Raw genomic sequence first — 20,705 nt, 5'->3', positions numbered from 1 at the left:
TATACTGACCTCTAAATAATTTAGCACAATTAGTATTTAACGATCAACCAGCTAAAAGATCGCAGTACAGCTATCGTTGGAGTTCTGGAAATAATAAATTAAGCGATTTTGTAGGCAACGTAGCACCAAATGAAACCAAAGTAATAACTACACTGCCATTTATAACAGGTACTTATATAAGTTTTGAAAATAGGGGAGTAGTGCCGTTGCAGTTTGATTTAAGTATGAACGAAACTACTTTAGAAGGTAATATGGTTGAGTTAGAAGGTGGTGCTATAAACAACCAAGCAATGGAATGGTTATTAGCCGAAGGCGTTAACGGAACAAACGTAAATGTATTGGTACATAACCCATCAGAAAACGAAACAGCAAGCTATTTAGTAAGTACCGATATAGCGTAGTTAGCACAAGCTATTTTAAACAGTAACAATAAAAAAAATCCACAACGTTTTGTTGTGGATTTTTAGGTATTTAAAATTACTGTTTCTTATTTTATATTAGTTCTGTTACTCTTTTATAGCGGTAATATTTAGTTCTATTACTTTAAGTACTCCTACTAATAAAAAGCAAGCCATAGCAACATATACATTAAAAAAAACAAATAATAAACCAAAAGTATAAATAAAGAAACATGCAATATCTAACGTTTTTTTATTTAAATAAATACCTATTTCAGATGTTTTACCATGAAGTTTAATAGCGGTTTTTCTTAAAAAAATAAACGATAAATGGCACATTAACAATACAACTCCGTATGAAATAACGGGAATAACATCAGTATGATGATTTCCGTCTCCTATCCAATCAGTTGTAAATGGGATAATAGATAACCAAAATAGTAGATTTAAATTTGCCCATAAAGTTTGTGTGTTTATTTTCTTAGTTATTTTAAATAATTGATGATGGGTAACCCAGTATACACTAACGTATAAAAAACTTACAAAATAGCTAATAAAAGTAGGCAGTATTTTTATAAGACTCTCTACAGTATAATCTTTTGGTACTTTTAATGCTAAAACCATTATCGTAATAATAATGGCAAGTACACCATCACTAAAAGCTTCTAATCGTTCGGAGGTCATTTCATTTTTCATTATGAAGAACATTAATACTTTTAAAAAACTATTTAATTTTTTCGAAGTCTAATTGAATATTTATTTTTTTTCCAGAAATAGTAGCATATATTTCATCACCCTTTTTCCAATACTTTATTTTATTAGGAGAATCGAGTTTTTTATTAGGATAATTTTTTAGATTATTCTGACAAATGAATTCCTTAGAATTAGAACTTGTCATTTTAAAGGAAGAAGGTGTTAACTCTCCTTTTAATTGAATTTTAAAATCCCAATTACCATTAGATTTTATAAGGCTAAACTTTTCTTGATATATGGTATCTGTATTTTGAGTTGTATAACTAAACCCGATATATTCAGTTTTGCTTACTTTTTTCCAATTCTCAAAGGTTTCTTTACCAACCTCTTCATTAGTTCTTTTCCATTTACCTAATAACCAATCAAAATTATCAGCTGTTTTAATTAATTTAGTAGGAGTTTCTTTTGTTATTGCTTTTTTTGTTTTCTCAGAATTACAAGAGATAACTAAAAAAACAATAAGCAGGATAAATATTTTTTTCATGTTTCTGTTTTAGGTAGCGTGTAAAATTTTAGAATTATTATAACTTCTATTCTTTAGTAATAATTTTCAATGTCTATTTAAGTATTCAAAATAGACATTGAAAATACTAAGTGTTACTAAAATTAAATAGTGCTTTTATTTATAATAATTTCGATCATCTGGTGCTTCATTTAAAGTAAATGTATGTTGGTATTCAGGATCGTATACATTTAAAATAGTATAAGTACCATCAGTTTGCCACGACTCACCATCCCAAGTACCATCAGCACTTAATGCTTTATAAATATGCTGAGATTGAATAAGAACACGTCCCCAGAAAAGCCATTTTCCATCTATATTGTGTACAAAATATACTCGTACAGGATCCATTTGAAAAATTCTTGCACTTGGTTTGTTTTTAAACTCAAAGACTTTTCCTTTAACATCCTCTAAAGTAATAGGGTGCTTTTTATGTTTTTCTAATTGAAAAATAGTTACAGGAAATCCCTGATCGGTGGTTAATTCTAGTGTATCATTAATTTCTACGAAACTTCCCATTTTTATATGTTTTTGTTATTGATTAATCTTCCTCCAAATTTGTTTATCAAACTTTCAAATCCATTTTGATAAAATTGCGTTAGCCCATCTTCAGTAGCATAAAATTTAGAAGACCATTGTACCAAACAACGTTTGTCTAGTTCAGTTTCTATAACTTGAATCTGAGCATGGTATTTTTGTGTTGTTTCTCCCCATGCACCTTTATGCCATTTGTATTTATAGCGCATATTTTCATTATCCATAAAAACTAGTTCTTCCCAGGTTGGTGTTTGCCCTGGGAAACTGAGTTTTCGACGAATATCTCTTTCTTCTCCTTGTTCTTCTTGAACTTCACAAATTGGAATATCTGGATGCCATTGATTGATATTGTAAAAACCTCCTACTAGATACCATGCCTTCGCAGCTGAGGTATTTAGTTCACATACAACAACTACGCGCCAATTTTTATATTCTTTTGTGTTCATTTTATAATGGTCTTATTTATTGTTAGTTACATTTTTGTAAAACCTTATTATGTAGGTTTTTATAAGCTTAGTTTTACAGAATATCAAATAATAGTATTCCTTCTAAGTAATTAAAATGAACGAACAGCTCTAACGCGACAACTATGGTTTTTAAGATCGGTAAATATATTACCTTCTAAAAAGTATTGAGCCCAAGCAAAGTTGAGATCTAGTTCTGTAGAACTCCAGTAGAAATCACTAGCAAAATTACCAACTTCTTTATTTGGAGATTTAGCACCACGGCCAATATTTGTAAACATTAGACTTAGTTCTTTTTTAGATGGTAAATACCAATCTGAAAAACCGTTTAATTTTAAATCATAACAAAGCTGAGCAGCGTATGGTTTAATACCTTGACTTATAATAATTTTTTCTGTATTGGCTTTTCCTGAACCAACAATACTATCAAAAGTTTTGGTATTCGTAAAAGCTCCATAATGCCATTGGCTACCTGTACTTTGATCTTGAGGAGCACAAACTAACCCATGTTTACCTGTTGCATCTAAATAGAATATAATTCCTCCTAGTTCTGAAACATTCTGACCTATATGATATTTTGATGTATCCTTACCTTGAGCAAAGAAATTAAAAGTAGCAAAAAGTAAAAAAGCGAATAAAATATGTTGTTTTTTCATTATTATAATTTTTATTAATTATTGGTTTGGTTGAGGTTGTTTTAAATAAGTCTGAAGCTAGGTCCGTAATTTTCAGATTTCCCAGGAATTGGAATTTTCATTAATGGTAAAGCATATTTTTCTAGCTTAAACATTACTTCGATAGCATTAACTAAGGCAGCTTGCCCTCTTCCATCAATTGCCCAAGCTTCTTCTAAAAACTTAACTAATTCGGTATACACTTCATCAAAACTATTTGTTAGGTGCCATACTTCTTTAGTCACATCAGCTTCTTTGTATCCTCCTTTTGGAATTCTTGCAATAGTGTAGGTTTCAGGACGTGGATTTGGATCTTTAAAGTAATATTTGTCACCCTCTTGAACAATTTTCTTTTGGTAAAAAACTTCCCAAAAACGATAGAAATGAGCTAAATTATCCATTCCTGTACTTGCAGGTGTTACATCTTCAGATCCTTCTCCTTGTTCTTTTATCATATCGATGGCTTTTGAAACGCTATTAGCATCTGCCATTACCCACCAAGATAAAGGTCCAGCTAATTGACGTTCAACATTCATCTCTGGTTGAAGTTCTTGAAACAATTCATTAATTCGATCGTATAATTCGCCAATAGTTGTGTTGTGCGAATAATCTTTATTGTGCTTTCCTTTTTGTAGAATTCCATTCTCATCAGGTATGTTTCCAATATCTACCAATTCACCTGAATCGTAATCATAAATATCTGCAACTTCTTCTGGTAATTCTATTTCCATAAAATTACGAAGAGAGCTGTCGTTTAACCCTTCTAAATATAAAAACAGTTTAGGGTGTACACCTCCAGGAAGCCCAGAAGGAAAGCTCAACCTGTTTTCGGTGTTATAAATTTTTGGTTCACCGCCAATTCCGGCAATCATATTACAAACCATTGCCATATGAAGCATTTCTTCTTGAAAGATATTACGAATAGATTTTGCTACTTCGCACTTATTATCTTTAATAGTCCATATTGCTTGCAAATAAATAGGAATAGTTGCGAACTCAAGAATAACGGCATTATTAAGCAGTTCTTTTAAAATAAACATTTTGTCATCATGCTCTTCGCATGCTGTTTTTTTAGAATGCGCTATAAGTTCTTGTACATTGTTAATTTTAGAAGCTTGCTCTTGAAATTTATTTTTAAAATTTATAGTTGATGTTCCCATTCTTTCTTTTTAGATGTTTCTGTTAATTTTGAAGGATTAGTAAGGTGGTCAACCAATCGAAAGGCTAATGCAGTAAGTGTTAATGTTGGGTTTACTGCACTTCCTGTAGGAAAAGCAGCATTTGAGCATACATATAAATTTTCGGTATCATGTACGCGCATAAACTTATCTGTAACACTATTACTTGGCGATGTTCCCATTCTTGCCGTTCCGGTAGTATGATGGCCACCTGGTTTATCTACTCTAGATGAGGTGATTTCTAAGCCCATTTTCAGTATAATTTCTTCTAATAACTGTAAACGATCTTTAGCATTTGCCATTTCTTCATCTGTACGACTAAAATGTACAGTTGTTTGTGGTAGCCCAAAACGATCTACTCCAGGCCTTGCCTCTAAGCGATTACTATGTTTTCCTTTCTCTTCAAGAAAAGCTTGAATATTAACCTCCATTTTACCATAAACAATAGCATCAATCTCTTCACGTGTTTTACCGTCAATCATAAGTTGGGCAATATCAGTATTCGGTGTAGCTCGGTTTTTAAACATAAAAATCTTACCCTTTTTTTGATGCTCTTTAGTGTTGTAGCTATGTGACATTAACGTTGGAAAATCATATTCTTGAAACCAACCGTTAGGGTTTGATTTTGCTTTACCAACTACGTTTAGCATAGAGTGAGATACTATAAAACGCCCAACTAAATCCTGGTCGTTACCAATACCATCTTTCCAGTAGTTATTTTTAGATGCTCTTAATAGTTTAGGAACATTGTAAGCGCCAGAAGCTAATATTACTGTATCTCCAGCGATCGTATGTTCTTTACCATTATGATTATCTGTAAAAGTAACAGCATCTATCTTAGATTTTGAACTTACGTTTACATGATGTACTGGTGAATTTACTAAGACTTCAAAGTTTATAAAACGAGGATCATTTTTTAAATCATCTAATACATATTGCGCATTAAATCGTCCGCCAATAGGGCAGTACTTGCAGGTACCTGTGGTCATACATTTGCGATAACGCGCAACAGGCATTTTTCCAGACTTTATTTTACTTTTTGTACCTGGGTTTATATCTCCGTCTTGATATTTAACATCCACTTGTTCCCAAGCTTTAATCATTTCGCCATCTGCGGCAGTCCATTGAAATGGAGGTACAGGATATGGTTTTGATCTTGGGACCCAATTTTCATTTTCATCTCCACAAACTGATAAATAAGATTCAGCGTCGTTGTAGTAAGGTTCTAAATCTTCGTAATTTATTGGCCAATCAGCTCCAAGGCCTGTATTGGTATATAAATTAAAGTCTTCTGGATTAAAGCGTAAAGACCAAGCTCCCCAGTGCATTGTAGAGCCTCCATAGGCTTTTACACGAACACCATCTGTTTGGTATTCTATATTTCCAGTAGAACCAGCTTCAAATTTTTGATCGTATGTATATGTATAAGGTCGTTCACCTTTTGTTATATAATCCCACCAAAAGCGTCTGTCTTTTGCTTTAACTTCTGGGCCAGCTTCTAAAATTAAAATTGATGTATCGTGTTTATGTAGTAATAAACCTCTTGCTACTGTTGCAGCGGCTACACCAGCACCTACAATTATATAGTCATATTTATTTTTCATACGTTTTCTTTTTTAGAATAAACAGGATCTTCATCAAAAGCACGAACTCTAGGTATACGGTTATAACGTGTACCTCCCAAAAAGCCATGATAATTTTTGGCTTGCTCTCCACCATTTGCGTCTCCCCAACTTTTAAAACCTCCTGCGGTAACCTGCATTCTTATAAACTCATTAACAACAAATATTTTACAATGTGCTAAACGCGTTGTAGGTGGAGCACTATTATCAATGCCACTTTCAAAAAACAATTTATTTAAGGCGTGTTTTTTGCCATATTGGGCATATAATTCATTTAAAACATATATAGCATTAACATATTCTCCAGTGTAATTTGGAGCGTTATTAGTTTTAGCTTTAAGCATTTCAAGCCATGAGCTTTTTTGGTTATTTGAATCGTAAATTGTATTCTGCCAAGCTTCTCCAATGGCTTCAAAAACTTTCCATAAAGCTTCTTTGTTATCGTGTGTTAGTTTTTGTCCTTCGGCAAATATTAGGCTTGCAGAAATTTGTTCATTAGAAACTGAACCTCCTATCATAATTTCTGGTTTTATTATTTATATAATTCACGTTCCATATAATGCTGCGTGCCTTTTTTAAAGTGAATGTTTGTCCAAGAGTTATCTATAGTTAAATAATCACTAAAGTATGCTTCATCGAGCCCGTGATTAGCCATTTGATCTCGGAATTCATAATGGTTAAATAAACGAGAGAATTCAGTAAGATAAATATCTACTACTTCTGTATTCCCTCTAATAATAACCATATTCTCATCGTTATTTTTTGTTGAAGCTTCAGAGAAGTTCGCAGATCCTGTTATTAGTGTTGGATCATCTGATAATGGATCTAAGAATAAGTATTTTGTATGTAGGTATTTTACATGATCATTTAATCCTGTAAGGTGTTCTGTTTCCCAATTTTTTAAGCCTTCTTCGTTTATCTCATTTTGGTTTAAAATAGCACCTAGTGCTATTCTATTGTTTTTAGTATTTTTAAAAGTATCAAATGTTTTACCTTCATGTTCTAATAAAATGTAACGTAAAGATTCGTTTTCTTTACTCATAATCTCAGCAAAATCTTGATTTACGCCAAAAGCAGCTGTAAACCCAATAGATTTATTAGCTTCTTTTATTTGTTGACCATACCACTCTAATACACTTAAGTCTTCTCTAGGGCTAAAAATTGGTGTAATTCCTTGAGCAACCTTACCTGAAGGAGTTGGTGTATGTTTATCATTTTCAGGACGAATTTCTTTCATTTCTGGATTTTCAGAAAGGCGTGTCCAATATTTAAAATAATCAGCAGCTATTTTTTCATCTCTAATAATATGTCCAACATTTGACTGTCCAAAAATTCCTCCTTTGGTAAAGTTGGTAGATCCCATCCAAACCTCTATTGGTTTTCCTTTATGTAGTAGTACAATGTATTTATTATGTTTAATAGAAGAGTTTGCTGACCTTGGAATCATTAATTTTTCAACTCCAGGAACTTTAGCTGTTGCTTTGTCTGTACTTTCCCATGGCCCTCTTTTTGAACGATCGTATATAATTTTTACATCTGCGCCTTTTTCTGAAGCATTAAATAGTGCTTGAATTACAGGTACATGATCAAACTCATAAGCTGCGACTCGTAATGAGTAGTCTTTATTTTTTGCTTCAGAAATAAAAGTTAACATAGCTTCTTCTAAACCTCTTGATAACCATTTGTAGGCTTCATTATTAGGTACTTTATCAGGACTTTTATTGTCAAATTTTTTAGCGTAAGCTTGCCCTACAGTACCACGATTAAAAAATACCCCGTGTGTTCCTGAATTAGGGTTTTCTGTAGAAATTTCTACAATAATTTCAGTTCCATCTTTTTTGTTTTTTGGAGTTCCATAAACTGGTGTGGCTGAATATTGATAGGTTGTGTTGGGACTTGCAGTATAATCACCCCAAAAAAAAGTTTGAATAAGGTTTAAATCGCTTTTATTTTCTTGCGCTTCAAATTCTTTAAATCCTTTTAGGTTCGTTGTTTTTCCTGTTAAAAGATCTTTACGTTTTAAAATAAAACCAAGTAATTCTTTTCTGGCTTCAGTATTTACATCTAAACAGAGTAGTACAACGTGAGTTCCTGTTATTACGTGTAATGAAACACCATCTTTTTCGTTTCTTAATCTCATAAATTCTGTTGTTAGTTAGTTAGTTAGTTAGTTAGTTAGTTAGTTAGTTAGTTTATTGTTCTTTTTGTTTGGTATTAGTGTTTTGACTATCGTTAGCAAAGGGATTATAAATGCTATTCTTTAGCGTTAATAATTAGAGAGGTATTAACAATAGTCATTATTTCTACCCTTTAATTTTTAAAAAAGACTATTGTGAGAGGAAAAAAATAATTCAAAAATATTTTTATACATATAATTTTTAGGTTAGTTAGTTCTTATTTTAGTTACTAGTAATAGGTTGTGCTTAGTAGAATGGGTATTATTTCTAGACAACGTTTTGTTATTATATGTTTATTAAAATTAGTTAATACTTGTTGTATGTGTAATTTTATTTGTTTTATGTATTTTTTTAACTAGGTTGTAAGGTGTTTTGTTGTTTTTTGTTAAATTCAAAAATACTTTTTAATAATAAAAAAAGAGACGAAAAAACCGTACTTTAAGTAAGGTAAAACCGTAATTGTTTTTTCAAATTTGAGATAAAAATAATAGGGTTTGTAAAAAAATGTTATTACAGATTATTATTTGATTATGAAGGTGATGTATATAGGTATGAGAGAAGTTTTTATTATAAAAAACTTAATTTGTAGGGCAATGACACTCGTGCTTTTTATTTGCAGAGGTTAATAGTCTGGGAAAAAGCAGTAATAAATAATTTAAATGTTGTGTAAAAAAAACCGCAATTATAAATTGCGGTTTTTTTAATATATAATAAGTTAAGATTACTTCAATCCGCCAGTCATGTTTTCAGGTTTTACCCATTCGTCATATTCAGCTTCGGTAACATAACCTAAACGAACAGCTTCTACTTTTAAAGTAGTTCCGTTTGCATGGGCTGTGTTTGCAATTTCCGCAGCTTTATAATATCCGATTTTGGTATTTAAGGCAGTAACTAACATTAACGAGTTGTTTACTAACTCAGTAATTCTACCGTGATTTGGCTCAATACCAGCAGCACAATTAACATCAAAAGATACACAAGCATCTCCAATTAATTGAGCCGATTGTAATACGTTTGCCGCCATCATTGGCTTAAATACATTTAATTCGTAATGACCTTGTGTACCACCAACGGTAACAGCAACATCGTTACCCATAACTTGTGCACAAACCATAGTAATTGCCTCTGCTTGCGTAGGATTTACTTTTCCTGGCATTATAGAAGAACCTGGTTCGTTTGCAGGAATAATTAATTCGCCAATACCAGAACGTGGCCCTGAAGCCATCATACGAATATCATTTGCTATTTTATTAATAGAAACCGCTAATTGCTTTAAAGAACCATGTGTTTCAACAAATGCATCATGTGCAGCTAAGGCTTCAAATTTATTCTCGGCAGTTATAAATGGTAAACCTGTAAATTCTGCAATGTACTTAGCAACTAAAACATCGTAACCAGCTGGAGTATTTAATCCTGTACCAACAGCAGTACCACCTAAAGCTAATTGAGATAAATGTTCTAATGAATTTTTTAATGCTTTTAAACCGAAGTTTAATTGTGCTACATAACCAGAAAATTCTTGACCTAAGGTTAGGGGAGTAGCATCCATTAAATGCGTACGACCTATTTTTACAACATCTTTAAAAGCTTCTGATTTTGCTTTTAATGTATCACGTAATTGCTCAACTCCAGGAATTGTTACTTCTACAATTTTCTTGTAAGCAGCAATATGCATTCCTGTAGGAAAGGTATCGTTAGATGATTGCGATTTGTTTACATCATCATTTGGTTGAATAGTTTTTTCACCTTCACCAATTACTTTTCCAGCAATTTCATGCGCTCTGTTAGCTATAACTTCATTACAGTTCATGTTAGATTGTGTACCAGAACCTGTTTGCCATATAACTAAAGGAAACTGATCATCGTGCTTACCTGTTAAAATTTCATCACAAACTTTTGCAATTAAATCTCTTTTTTCAGTAGCTAAAACACCTAATTCGGCATTTGTGTAGGCAGCAGCTTTTTTAAGATAAGCAAAACCGTAAACTATTTCTAAAGGCATAGAGCCTGAAGGACCTATTTTAAAGTTGTTACGAGAGCGTTCTGTTTGGGCTCCCCAATATTTATCAGCAGGAACTTCAACGTTCCCCATTGTGTCTTTTTCGATTCTGAACTTTGTCATTATAAAATGATTTAAAAGAATATATGTTAACTAAGTTTCAAAATTACAAATTCTTATAGTTTTTGTGGATGATTTTTATCAGATTTTATTGCTTGGAAAGAAAAATAGTTTTAATTTTGCAGCACAACAAATTTATTAAGTAAGAAACAAAATGTTAGATTTTTCAGAATTTTCAGGATTGGTATTATTCATGTTTATTTTTACAACAGGTTTTTGGTTGTTAATTTTCTTATTAACATTTGTTGTTCCTTATTGGATTGGTGGAACAATCTTAGAAAACATTAAATTAAAAAGAGAAGCTAAAAAGGCAGCTCAAGAATTAGAATAGTCTTTTTAAAAAATATATACTAAAAGCTCGTTCATTTATTTGAACGAGCTTTTTATTGTGTTTATAATTTTTTGAAGCTATTTCCCGCTTTTCGCACTCGCTTTTTTTGAGAAAAATAAAAAAAGAGCTAAAACAATTGCTACAATCAGGGCTAGGCTATTAATTAAGAATTCGATTTTTGGATAAACTAAATTATTATTTATAAAACACTAAGTGTTGTTATGTCAGGTTAAGCGCAGTCGAAATCTATTACAAAGACCTCACAGGTTTTTAAAACTTGTGAGGTCAGAGACTAACTATTAGAATTCAATTATGCCTACTGCGTTAGGGATTGAATGGTTTGTTTGAGCTCTTTTAGACTGTGTGTATTTTTATACACACAGTCTAAAAAGCGAGTAATGAAAGCTCGCTCGAACGCCCAGAATATTATCCTTCAAAACCACCTCCGCCATCATTTTGACTTCCTCCTTGAGGTCTTCCTCTTTTTTTCTTTTGATTAAAGCGATAGGTGAAGCTTAATGATATTTGACGTTCACGCCATTGAAATTCACCGTTAGAGATTGTTGATGGGTTTTCTCTACCGCCATAATACGTAGTGCTTTCTCGTTTACGAGAATTAAATAAATCGCTTACATTTAAAACCAATGAAGCTTTGTCTTTTAAAATATCTTTACTAAAAGCTAAGTTTGTCATAAACATACCGCTTCTATCGCTTTGTGCATTTGTTTGTGGTCCACGATACATTATACGTGTTTGCCATTCTATTTTTGCAGGAAGTGTTATACGAGCATTAAAACGAGCAAACCAACTGCTTTCGTTTACCTCGGCTAAGTTTGTAGTAACTTGCGAATTATCTTGTGCAGTATGCGTATATGAAAAAGCATCAGTATTAAATTTAAAGTAATTAAAACTAGCCGATAAGCGTACTTTTTTTGTTGGATTGTAATTACTAGTAAACTCAAATCCATAACGCTTCTCATTATTTAAATTTAATGGCTGACGTACAAAAACATTGGTTCCGTTTCTTTCTTCTATAATAGATACTCCTTGAATTACATCCGTAGAATATTTATAATATAAAGAAGCTCCTAAATTAAATTTTCTAATTTTTGTGTTGTAGCCTAAATCGAAAGAACTTGTAAATGTTGGGTTTAAATCTGGATTACCTCTAAATACATTTGTTGCAGAACTTCTGCTTTCGAAAGGGTTTAAAAACCAGTGACGTGGTCTTCTTAAACGCCTGCTATAACCTAAAGTAAGATTTTCATTGTCGTTTAGTTCGTAACCAAGGTTTACGGTAGGAAACCATTCAGTATAATTTTTATCAGATTTTTCATTAGTAGTTAATACGTCTAAATCGATATCTGTTATTTCTGCTCTAAGCCCTAATAAATAAGAAAACTTATTAATCTTACTTCCATACTGGGTGTAAAAAGCATAAATGTTTTGATCAAAAGTAATAGCATTTGAAGGATCGAAATTATTATTTGGATCTAAAATATTTACTTTAAAATCAGAATCTAAATTTTGATAAGCAGCTTTATGTCCTATTTCAAATTGACTGTTTTCTCCAATTGGCAATACATAGTCTATTTGTAGTAGTTTTTCTTTAGAGTTTGTTATTTGTGAATTGTCTTCAGATAGCGTTCCGTTAACTGAAACAGGAGATTTTTCTATTTCGTTACTATCTCCGTATTGTAAATCGATGGTTAATTTTTCGCCACTTTTATTTAATTTATTGGTGTAGTTTATGGAGTATTGTTTATCTGTACCTTTTTCGTCTTCGTTTTCTATACGAGTCTCAGTTCCTGTTAAAATTTTATTTTCATCAACAAATGTTGATATATTTGTAGCAATATCATTTCCGTTAGATTTTCTGTAGACAAAATTACCAGTAATAGAACTGTTATCATTTATGTAATATTCCATACCAACAGAAGCATTGAAGTTTTTGTTTTTTCTATCAAAAACCCTGTCTTCATTTCTATAGTTTTTAATAGTATTATCACTATTAAAATTGGTGAAATAAGTTTGAGAGTTTCCTGGGCCTTTTCTATATGAATAGCCAATATTAGAGAATAAGTTAACTTTTTTTGTACGATAGTTTAGGTTTGGGGCAACTCTAACCATATCTGGGTTTCCAACAGTAAGGTTTACAGAGCCATTAAAACCCGTTATTTTTCCTTTTCTTAGAATAATATTTAAAATACCAGCAGTTCCTTCAGCATCATAACGTGCAGAAGGTGAGGTAATCACTTCTACTTTTTCAATAGCATCAGCAGGAAGGTTTCTTAAAGCATCAGTACCTGTTAAACCAACTAAAGCAGATGGTTTTCCATCAATTAAAATACGTACGTTTTCACTACCACGTAAACTAACAGCACCTGCAGCATCTACATTAACAGAAGGTACATTATCTAAAACATCAGAAGCTGTACCGCCTTTTACAGTCATGTCTTTACCAACATTGTAAATCTTTTTGTCTAAACGGATTTCTACCGTTGATTTTTCTGCAATTATTTCTACTTCATTTAAAGTTTCTGCATCTTCAGAAAGTGTAATTGTGCCTAGGTTGGTGTTTTCTATTAGTTTTTGATTTTTAAGATTTTTAGTTTTAAATCCTATAAATTCAACTTTTACAGCATACATCCCTTTAGGAACTTCAATTGAAAAATTCCCTTTAGCATCTGTTATTCCTCCAGAAATTCGTTTTCTTTTTAAATGGGTTAATACCAAAGTAGCATATTCTAACGGTTGTTTAGAGTCAGCTTCAATAACTTTTCCTGTTAACGTTATTTTAGGAATATTACTACGAATAGGTTTTTGGGAAAATGCTGAAATAGAGAGTAAAATAACAATAATAAGCGTAATTTTTTTCATTGAATATTTAATTGATTAGATATTTAAGACAGTAAAAATATTTAAAGGTTTAATCTGGTTTTGTTAAGAGAGTGTTAAAATAATTTAATTGTTTTTTTTGAATTTTTTCACTTAAGAAAGTACTTGTAGAATAAGGGGCTAGGTTGGTGTCTGATTGTTTTGTAATAATATTTTTTATTGTATCTGAAAATCAATCAAAGGAGATGATATGTTACTAGATGAGATTAGAGACATGATAAAAGGGCAATTGTTTTTACACAATTGCCCTTAAAGCTATAGAAGTAAGTTAGTGGTAGATTACAGCTTAATAAACTGAGTAGTTACAAGTTTTAGATTGTTTCGTACACTTAAAAAGTATTGTCCGGCAGGTATGTCTCTTACGTCTACTAAAACAGATCCGGAATCTGCTCCAGGAGCTTCTGATGATTGGTTAGAAGGAGTACTAATTTCTTCGTCTTCTGGAGTATTACTAGTGAATTTAACAAGCACTCTTTTTACAATTTCACCAGAGATTTTAAAAACTGTTACAACTGCATTTCCATTAATTGATGGGTCTCTTGGTCTTAAAGTCAAAAAAGAGCTAGTTGGATTAGGAGATAATATTAAGAGATCATTAAATTTAGGAACAGTTGGAGTACAATTACTACTTACCGTACAATTTAAAAGTTTTAATGTATTGTCTGTATATTGTTTCATTTTATTTAAAGCAGAAGGGTCTATACATATAAAGTTTAATTTTGGGCAGTTACTTAAACCTAAATAAGTGAAATTTAAGTTTCCTTGAAATACTGTATTTATAAATTTATGATTACCAGTAAGAAAAGTTTTTTCTAAATTTGGGTTATTATTTACATCTATTGATGCAGATAAACAGTTTCTAATATCTATTTCTGATATTAGATTATTACTTATTGTTATTTCGCTTAGTTTACTGTTATTGTTAGTAATGTCAAGTTTTTTTAATTTATTATTAGTAAGATATAGTGATTCTAAATTAACATTATTGCTAATGTCAATAACCGAAAGTTGATTATTAGTAGCATCCAGCCGTTTTAATGACAAATTACTATCAATATTTAAATTTGTTAAATTATTATCATTTACATGTAATATTTCTAGTTTAGTATTATTTATAATATTTAAAGAGGTTAAATTATTATGAAAGATAAATAACTGTTCTAATTTAGTATTATTTGTGAAATTTAAAGAGGTTAAATTATTCTGAGAAAGAAAAAGTAGTTTTAGATTTTTAAAATATTCGATTCCAGAGGCGTCATTTATATTTTTATTATGCAATGATAAATTCGTGAGTTTTTCAGCTTCTTCGATACAGATTTCACCATCACCATCAGTATCAATAGCGGGAGAAGTTGCCAATAAAGCAGTTTTTAAGTTCGCATCAGGAAAATTGATGATTTGGCAAGTTGATGTTACATTACAATTAGTGCTAACGATATAATTTCCAAAATAATTTGTAGCAGTTTTTCTGTTTTCGACTTCTTGAACGTATACGGGATCGACACAGATAAATTCTAATTTTGGACAATAAGAATAATTTACCGACATAAAAGTAGGAAGTGTAACTCCTGGGTTTAATTCTAGTGGAGAAAATACATTATCAGTTAAAAGGGCTTTTTTAATATTAGGATTATTACTAAAATTAAGACGCTTTATAGCGCTGTTTCTTATATCAATGTGAGTTAATAAATTACCTGAAACATTTAAACCTTCAAGTCGTTTATTATTAGAAACATTTAAACTCGCAATTTTATTATTAATAAGACCCAAATATTTTAAGCTGGTATTGTTTGTAACATCTATAGAAGTAAGATTGTTAAAATTTAAAAGGGCATCTTCTAATAAGTTGTTTTGTGAAAGATTTATATTTGTTAGTAAAGGATTACTTTCGATTCTTAGAAAGTTTATTTTTTTGTTTTGGCTAAGATTAATGTTTTTTAGTTTACTAAAACTTATATGAAGACTTTGCAGGTTTACAAAGTGTTCTATACCAGTTAAATCTGATATTTCAACTCTGAAAAATCTTAAATCACCTACATTTTGAGCTTCTTGTACTGTTATTTCTCCATCTCCATTAGCGTTACATGGAAGTGATAGTAAATGGTTTTTAAAAACGGGATCAATAAAGTCAATGTTTTGTGAATAAGAAGTAAAAAAAAAGCATAAAAATACACTAACAAAAAATATTTGTTTTTTCATAATATAAAAGTTTTAATACATCTAATAGTTTTTAGATGTATGGTTTAAAATTAAAAGGGATAACAATTTAAAGGAATAATCATTTATTGTCGTCATAGCTAATTCCGACATTTCATAACTTACTAATAATTATTTACTTAGCTAAAGTAGGTTATAAATGGATTAATAACAAAAAATATAAAACTATAACGTTAGGTATTTGTACGTTGTTAAGCTTTATAGATGAGTAGCTCTATAAATATGGCTATTAATTACACTTGGGTTTTATAATTAAAAATTAAAAATTAGAATTTTTAATGCTTTACAATGTTTTTCATAAATTCATTTTAACTTATTGATTCTTATAAGCAAATATTATTAGATTTTGAGTGAAAAAAAAGAAGATAATCCATCAAATGATTATACATTTTGTTAATGGGGTTATCAGTTATATCTAAAATTTATATACAGGTTTTGTAAATATGTATAGGGTAATTTATCACTCAGTATTTCTTATCATTGTATTTCTGGATAGATTAAACAGGCTATTAACTTTTTCTATGGAGTTTCATGATAGATAACTTAGAAAATGAAGAATAATCATTTTTAGTTTTTAGATAAGGACTGTGGTAAGATATATCAAAGAGCTTATTCTTGTCAAAGTTATTTAAGAATATTGTCTTGGTTGGTTTTTAATTAATTATTAAAATATAAAAGAATAATTATTTATTGAGTATTAAAAATAGAATTAAATAAAAAAAGGTCGCATTTAGCGACCTTTTTGAGTATTAAAAATTATTTAATTATTTTTTCTTTGCTTTTTTTTGAGTTGCTTGTTGCTCTTGAGCTTGTTTCATAGCGTTATCTAAACGCTCACGGAACTTACTTTTAGCTTTTTCAGGTTTCTTTTTGTTTTCTTCAATTTTTGCATGAATCTTAGCTTCATCAATCACGTAATTTTTAATAATTAACATAATTACAATGGTTAATAAGTTAGATATGAAATAATATAAACTTAATCCACTAGCATAGTTATTAAAGAAAAACAACATCATAATAGGAGAGAAGTAAATCATATACTTCATCATTTTACCCATATCAGGCATTCCTTCTTGTGTTGGAGCTTGCATATTAGCTTGTTGATTTTGATTCATTTTCATGTAAAAGAAAATAGCAATAGAAGCTAATATTGGAAATAAACTGATGTGATCTCCGTAAAATGGAATGCTAAAAGGTAATTGATAAATCATATCGTATGATGATAAATCATTTGCCCATAAGAAGCTTTTTTGTCTAAAATCGATGTTTGTTGGAAAGAATTTAAATAAAGCAAAGAATACAGGCATTTGTAATAATGCAGGGATACATCCAGACATCATACTTACACCAGCTTTTCGTTGCACCGCCATTGTTTCTTGCTGACGTTTCATTGCATTTTCTTTACCAGGAAATTTTTTATTGATTTCCTCCATTTCTGGACGAATCACTTTCATTTTAGCACTAGATAAATACGATTTATAAAGTACAGGAGACATAATAATACGAACTACAATTGTCATTAAAATGATAATTAATCCGAAATTCCCAATAAATCCTTTTAATAAATTAAATACTGGATAGAAAACAGTACGGTTTAAGAAACCAAAAATACCCCAACCTAAATCAGAAATTTCATCTAAACCAGTTCCTTCATATGTTTTTAATAAGTTATAATTTGTAGGTCCATAAAACCATTGCATGTTATAATTTAACTCACCATTTGTTAAAGCTAAAGGTGCTTTTAAGCCATATGTTTTTGTGAAAACAGTATCTTTTTCTTCACCAACAAAGTCAACAGATTTTAGGCTTGCATCATTAAATGGAGTATCTGAAGATAAAATTGTAGAAAAGAAATGTTGTTTATAAGCAACCCAATTTACATCACTTACAGCTTCATCGTCGTTCATTTGTAGATAATCAACATCGTTATCAGCTTTGTAATAGTAGTATGAATACATGTTTTCAGTTTTCATACTTTTCTCATGTCTAAACCCTTTTAAGTTCCAGTCTAAGTTAATAGCTTGAGAGCTGTTTATAACGGTATTTAAGCCTTGAGAGCGAACTGCAAAACCAACACGATAGTCATTTTTTTTAATTTCGTAACGGTATTCTAAAAATTTATCTTCAGATACTTTCAACTTCATAGAAAGTATTTGAGTTTCTCCATTTTTAGTTAAAGTAGGAGTAAACAATAAATCTTTAGTATTTAAAATACGGTTATCTGTAGTTCCGAAATTAATGTTAAAAGAAGCGTTCTTATCTTTAATTAAGTATAAAGGAAGTGAATCGTAGGTTTTAAAGTTTTTAACTAAAGCTTCAATAATTTGCCCACCTTTATTATCAATAGTTAATTTAAGAAGATCATTTTCTATAAAGGTACTTCCTTCTTTACCCGTTGAAGCTCCATAAGCAAAAGCGCCTAGTTTATTTCTTAAAGCAATTTGCTGTAACGAATCATTTAAGATAGGTGTTTCAGTTAAATTGTTTTGAATAGCTGAAGTTTCAGAAACTTGCTCCGTTTGAGTAGTTGTTTCAGGAGTTACTTCTGGTTTACGACTATTCATCCACCAAAGTAATATTCCTCCTAATAAAAGCATTCCTATAAAGGAATTTAAATCAAATTTTTTTTGTTCCATTGATATATATTATAATGTCAACTTGTCATTTTTTGTTTTTTCTTAATTGAAAAACCCGACAAATGTAGTGAAACCCGATAGATTTTATGAGGTTTTACTGTGATTAATTTTGATAGCATTAATAGTTCAAACAGTGTTCCAACTTGTTTAAAAAAAGAAAATCCTGTAATTTTTAATTACAGGATTTTAAAATTATTTTTTTGATTGCTGTAAAGCAGCTTTTATAAAACTTACAAATAGTGGGTGTGGATTTAACACGGTACTCTTGTATTCAGGATGGTATTGTACACCAACAAACCAAGGGTGGGTAGGTATTTCAATAATCTCTACTAATCCTGTTTTAGGATTTATACCTGTAGATTTCATTCCAGCTCCTTCTAATTGCTCTTTATAAGCATTATTATATTCGTATCTATGACGGTGACGCTCGCTAATTAATTTTGATTTATAAGCTTTAAATACTTTAGAATCTTCAGTTATCTCACAATCCCAAGCACCTAAACGCATTGTTCCACCTTTTTCGGTAACATCTTTTTGTGTTTCCATTAGGTTAATAACAGGATGCGTTGTTTTTTCGTTCATTTCTGTTGATTCTGCGCCTTTTAAGCCCAAAATATTACGAGAGTATTCAATAACAGCCATTTGCATTCCCAAACAAATCCCTAAAAAAGGAATGTTGTTTTCACGTACATATTGTACAGCAGCGATCTTACCTTCAATTCCACGATCCCCAAAACCAGGAGCAACTAAAACACCGTTTAAGCCTTCTAGTTTTAAAGCAGCGTTTTCTGGAGTTAATTCTTCAGAATGAATCCAACGAACTACAACTTTCGTTTTATTTGAAGCTCCAGCATGAATAAAAGATTCGGTAATTGACTTGTATGAGTCATGTAATTCAACATATTTACCAACTAAACCAATTTCAATAGTTGCAGTAGGGTTTTTATGACGTTCTAAAAATTGATTCCAAGCCTTTAATTTAGGTTGTTTACGTGTAGATAAGTTTAATTTATCTAAAACGACATAATCTAAACCTTCTTTAAACATTAAGTTGGGAACATCGTAAATAGTTTCAGCATCTAACGATTGAATTACATCTTGTTTTTTAACATTACAAAATAAAGCCAACTTACGTTTAATAGTATCATTAATTTCATGCTCAGAACGACATACAAGTATGTCTGGACTGACACCACTTTGCATTAACATTTTTACAGAGTGTTGTGTAGGTTTGGTTTTTAATTCACCAGCGGCGGCTAAATAAGGAACTAACGTTAAATGTATAACAATAACGTTATCATCTCCCAATTCCCATTTTAATTGACGAACAGCTTCTACATATGGTAAAGATTCAATATCACCAACAGTTCCACCTATTTCGGTAATAACAATATCATAATCACCAGTATTCCCTAAAATTTGGACACGTTCTTTAATTTCATCAGTAATATGAGGTATTACTTGAACTGTTTTTCCTAAAAACTCACCTTTACGTTCTTTATTTATTACAGATTGATAAATTTTACCTGTAGTAACGTTATTTGCTTGTGAAGTCGGAATGTTTAAGAAACGTTCATAATGACCTAAATCTAAATCAGTTTCAGCTCCGTCATCAGTTACATAACACTCACCGTGTTCATAAGGGTTTAATGTTCCTGGATCGATATTAATATATGGATCTAATTTTTGTATAGTCACAGAGAAACCTCTTTGCTGTAATAATTTAGCTAAAGAAGCGGCAATAATTCCTTTTCCTAGTGATGAAGTTACGCCTCCTGTTACAAAAACGTATTTAGTGTTGTTCATGGTATTCTTAGGTTTGGGCAAAAGTAAGAAGTCTAGCAATTCGAACAAATAAAAAAGTGAAAAAAGATATATAAAAATTAACTATTTTTGCTAAGTCAAAAAATATTAAAAAAAAATAAAACTAGTATTTGTCAGACAAAAAAACTATTGTATATTTGCGGACGCTTTTAGCAGACGGAATTTCATAAAAGCAACGTATAATTAAAGACCATATTTTAAAAATATAAATAATGCCGAAAAGAACTTACCAACCATCGAAAAGAAAAAGAAGAAACAAACACGGTTTCAGAGAAAGAATGGCATCTGCTAATGGACGTAAAGTATTAGCTAGAAGAAGAGCTAAAGGAAGAAAAAACTTAAGTGTATCTTCAGCTCCAAGACCAAAAAAATAAT

At 30.7% G+C, this 20,705-nt stretch carries 17 protein-coding genes; 3 read left to right on the top strand and 14 right to left on the bottom strand.

The window, feature by feature from the left end:
• Nucleotides 1-224 precede the first annotated feature (224 nt).
• Nucleotides 225-401, top strand: a complete 177-nt coding sequence (locus tag CXF68_RS20700; RefSeq protein WP_157821986.1) for a hypothetical protein — start codon at nt 225-227, stop codon at nt 399-401.
• Nucleotides 402-506: 105 nt separating this feature from the next.
• On the opposite strand, the gene CXF68_RS17350 is transcribed toward CXF68_RS20700, so the two are convergent.
• The 10 genes from CXF68_RS17350 to fumC all read right to left on the bottom strand — a co-directional run bounded on the left by CXF68_RS17350 (nt 507) and on the right by fumC (nt 10,427).
• On the bottom strand, nt 507-1,094 hold the full coding sequence (locus CXF68_RS17350; RefSeq protein ID WP_157821985.1) for a TMEM175 family protein: 588 nt from the start codon (nt 1,092-1,094) through the stop codon (nt 507-509).
• 28 nt (nt 1,095-1,122) lie between these two features.
• A complete protein-coding gene (locus CXF68_RS17345; RefSeq protein WP_101046370.1) occupies nt 1,123-1,635 on the bottom strand; it encodes a hypothetical protein in 513 nt (170 codons plus the stop codon).
• A gap of 135 nt (nt 1,636-1,770) precedes the next feature.
• The gene (locus CXF68_RS17340; RefSeq protein WP_101046369.1) at nt 1,771-2,172 is read right to left on the bottom strand and encodes a hypothetical protein; all 402 of its coding nucleotides are present in this window, start codon (nt 2,170-2,172) and stop codon (nt 1,771-1,773) included.
• A gap of 2 nt (nt 2,173-2,174) precedes the next feature.
• Complete coding sequence (locus tag CXF68_RS17335) at nt 2,175-2,636, bottom strand: SRPBCC family protein (protein ID WP_101046368.1); 462 nt, start codon at nt 2,634-2,636, stop codon at nt 2,175-2,177.
• Nucleotides 2,637-2,746: 110 nt separating this feature from the next.
• Complete coding sequence (locus tag CXF68_RS17330; protein ID WP_101046367.1) at nt 2,747-3,310, bottom strand: DUF1566 domain-containing protein; 564 nt, start codon at nt 3,308-3,310, stop codon at nt 2,747-2,749.
• Between the two features lie 41 nt (nt 3,311-3,351).
• The gene (locus CXF68_RS17325; RefSeq protein ID WP_101046366.1) at nt 3,352-4,488 is read right to left on the bottom strand and encodes a ferritin-like protein; all 1,137 of its coding nucleotides are present in this window, start codon (nt 4,486-4,488) and stop codon (nt 3,352-3,354) included.
• The gene (locus tag CXF68_RS17320; protein ID WP_101046365.1) at nt 4,470-6,110 is read right to left on the bottom strand and encodes a GMC oxidoreductase; all 1,641 of its coding nucleotides are present in this window, start codon (nt 6,108-6,110) and stop codon (nt 4,470-4,472) included. Before CXF68_RS17320 ends, CXF68_RS17325 begins: the two co-directional genes overlap by 19 nt.
• Nucleotides 6,107-6,646 (bottom strand): hypothetical protein, encoded by a 540-nt coding sequence (locus CXF68_RS17315; RefSeq protein WP_101046364.1) that lies wholly within the window; start codon nt 6,644-6,646, stop codon nt 6,107-6,109. Before CXF68_RS17315 ends, CXF68_RS17320 begins: the two co-directional genes overlap by 4 nt.
• A gap of 14 nt (nt 6,647-6,660) precedes the next feature.
• Nucleotides 6,661-8,268, bottom strand: coding sequence for a phospholipase D-like domain-containing protein (locus CXF68_RS17310; protein WP_101046363.1), 1,608 nt, complete (start codon nt 8,266-8,268; stop codon nt 6,661-6,663).
• A gap of 758 nt (nt 8,269-9,026) precedes the next feature.
• Nucleotides 9,027-10,427 (bottom strand): class II fumarate hydratase, encoded by a 1,401-nt coding sequence (gene fumC / locus CXF68_RS17305; protein ID WP_101046362.1) that lies wholly within the window; start codon nt 10,425-10,427, stop codon nt 9,027-9,029.
• Nucleotides 10,428-10,578: 151 nt separating this feature from the next.
• On the opposite strand from fumC, the gene CXF68_RS20905 reads away from it, so the two are divergent.
• Entirely contained in the window at nt 10,579-10,755 is a 177-nt protein-coding gene (locus CXF68_RS20905) for a hypothetical protein (protein WP_028888803.1), read from the top strand.
• A gap of 426 nt (nt 10,756-11,181) precedes the next feature.
• On the opposite strand, the gene CXF68_RS17300 is transcribed toward CXF68_RS20905, so the two are convergent.
• The 4 genes from CXF68_RS17300 to CXF68_RS17285 all read right to left on the bottom strand — a co-directional run bounded on the left by CXF68_RS17300 (nt 11,182) and on the right by CXF68_RS17285 (nt 20,312).
• Nucleotides 11,182-13,635 (bottom strand): TonB-dependent receptor domain-containing protein, encoded by a 2,454-nt coding sequence (locus CXF68_RS17300; RefSeq protein WP_101046361.1) that lies wholly within the window; start codon nt 13,633-13,635, stop codon nt 11,182-11,184.
• Between the two features lie 297 nt (nt 13,636-13,932).
• Complete coding sequence (locus CXF68_RS17295; RefSeq protein WP_101046360.1) at nt 13,933-15,852, bottom strand: leucine-rich repeat domain-containing protein; 1,920 nt, start codon at nt 15,850-15,852, stop codon at nt 13,933-13,935.
• Nucleotides 15,853-16,634: 782 nt separating this feature from the next.
• The gene (gene yidC, locus CXF68_RS17290) at nt 16,635-18,506 is read right to left on the bottom strand and encodes a membrane protein insertase YidC (RefSeq protein ID WP_101046359.1); all 1,872 of its coding nucleotides are present in this window, start codon (nt 18,504-18,506) and stop codon (nt 16,635-16,637) included.
• 192 nt (nt 18,507-18,698) lie between these two features.
• Nucleotides 18,699-20,312: a CTP synthase gene (locus CXF68_RS17285; RefSeq protein WP_101046358.1), complete on the bottom strand. Its 1,614-nt coding sequence runs from the start codon at nt 20,310-20,312 to the stop codon at nt 18,699-18,701.
• Between the two features lie 230 nt (nt 20,313-20,542).
• On the opposite strand from CXF68_RS17285, the gene rpmH reads away from it, so the two are divergent.
• Nucleotides 20,543-20,704: a 50S ribosomal protein L34 gene (rpmH, locus tag CXF68_RS17280; protein WP_058884776.1), complete on the top strand. Its 162-nt coding sequence runs from the start codon at nt 20,543-20,545 to the stop codon at nt 20,702-20,704.
• Nucleotide 20,705: the final 1 nt, after the last annotated feature.

Origin of the sequence: Tenacibaculum sp. Bg11-29 (assembly GCF_002836595.1) — a bacterium.
In the GTDB taxonomy this organism is placed as follows: Bacteria; Bacteroidota; Bacteroidia; order Flavobacteriales; family Flavobacteriaceae; genus Polaribacter.
This window is presented reverse-complemented; position numbering and strand designations above follow the sequence as displayed.

What these genes read in the sequence shown, in the direction of transcription:
- CXF68_RS17285 (WP_101046358.1), bottom strand. Translation starts at nt 20,312, where the DNA reads ATGAACAACACTAAATACGTTTTTGTAACAGGAGGCGTAACTTCATCA.
- CXF68_RS17340 (WP_101046369.1), bottom strand. Translation starts at nt 2,172, where the DNA reads ATGGGAAGTTTCGTAGAAATTAATGATACACTAGAATTAACCACCGAT.
- rpmH (WP_058884776.1), top strand. Translation starts at nt 20,543, where the DNA reads ATGCCGAAAAGAACTTACCAACCATCGAAAAGAAAAAGAAGAAACAAA.
- CXF68_RS17350 (WP_157821985.1), bottom strand. Translation starts at nt 1,094, where the DNA reads ATGAAAAATGAAATGACCTCCGAACGATTAGAAGCTTTTAGTGATGGT.
- CXF68_RS17295 (WP_101046360.1), bottom strand. Translation starts at nt 15,852, where the DNA reads ATGAAAAAACAAATATTTTTTGTTAGTGTATTTTTATGCTTTTTTTTT.
- CXF68_RS17310 (WP_101046363.1), bottom strand. Translation starts at nt 8,268, where the DNA reads ATGAGATTAAGAAACGAAAAAGATGGTGTTTCATTACACGTAATAACA.
- CXF68_RS17335 (WP_101046368.1), bottom strand. Translation starts at nt 2,636, where the DNA reads ATGAACACAAAAGAATATAAAAATTGGCGCGTAGTTGTTGTATGTGAA.
- CXF68_RS17315 (WP_101046364.1), bottom strand. Translation starts at nt 6,646, where the DNA reads ATGATAGGAGGTTCAGTTTCTAATGAACAAATTTCTGCAAGCCTAATA.
- CXF68_RS20905 (WP_028888803.1), top strand. Translation starts at nt 10,579, where the DNA reads ATGTTAGATTTTTCAGAATTTTCAGGATTGGTATTATTCATGTTTATT.
- fumC (WP_101046362.1), bottom strand. Translation starts at nt 10,427, where the DNA reads ATGACAAAGTTCAGAATCGAAAAAGACACAATGGGGAACGTTGAAGTT.
- CXF68_RS17320 (WP_101046365.1), bottom strand. Translation starts at nt 6,110, where the DNA reads ATGAAAAATAAATATGACTATATAATTGTAGGTGCTGGTGTAGCCGCT.
- CXF68_RS17325 (WP_101046366.1), bottom strand. Translation starts at nt 4,488, where the DNA reads ATGGGAACATCAACTATAAATTTTAAAAATAAATTTCAAGAGCAAGCT.
- CXF68_RS20700 (WP_157821986.1), top strand. Translation starts at nt 225, where the DNA reads ATGAACGAAACTACTTTAGAAGGTAATATGGTTGAGTTAGAAGGTGGT.
- CXF68_RS17300 (WP_101046361.1), bottom strand. Translation starts at nt 13,635, where the DNA reads ATGAAAAAAATTACGCTTATTATTGTTATTTTACTCTCTATTTCAGCA.
- CXF68_RS17345 (WP_101046370.1), bottom strand. Translation starts at nt 1,635, where the DNA reads ATGAAAAAAATATTTATCCTGCTTATTGTTTTTTTAGTTATCTCTTGT.
- CXF68_RS17330 (WP_101046367.1), bottom strand. Translation starts at nt 3,310, where the DNA reads ATGAAAAAACAACATATTTTATTCGCTTTTTTACTTTTTGCTACTTTT.
- yidC (WP_101046359.1), bottom strand. Translation starts at nt 18,506, where the DNA reads ATGGAACAAAAAAAATTTGATTTAAATTCCTTTATAGGAATGCTTTTA.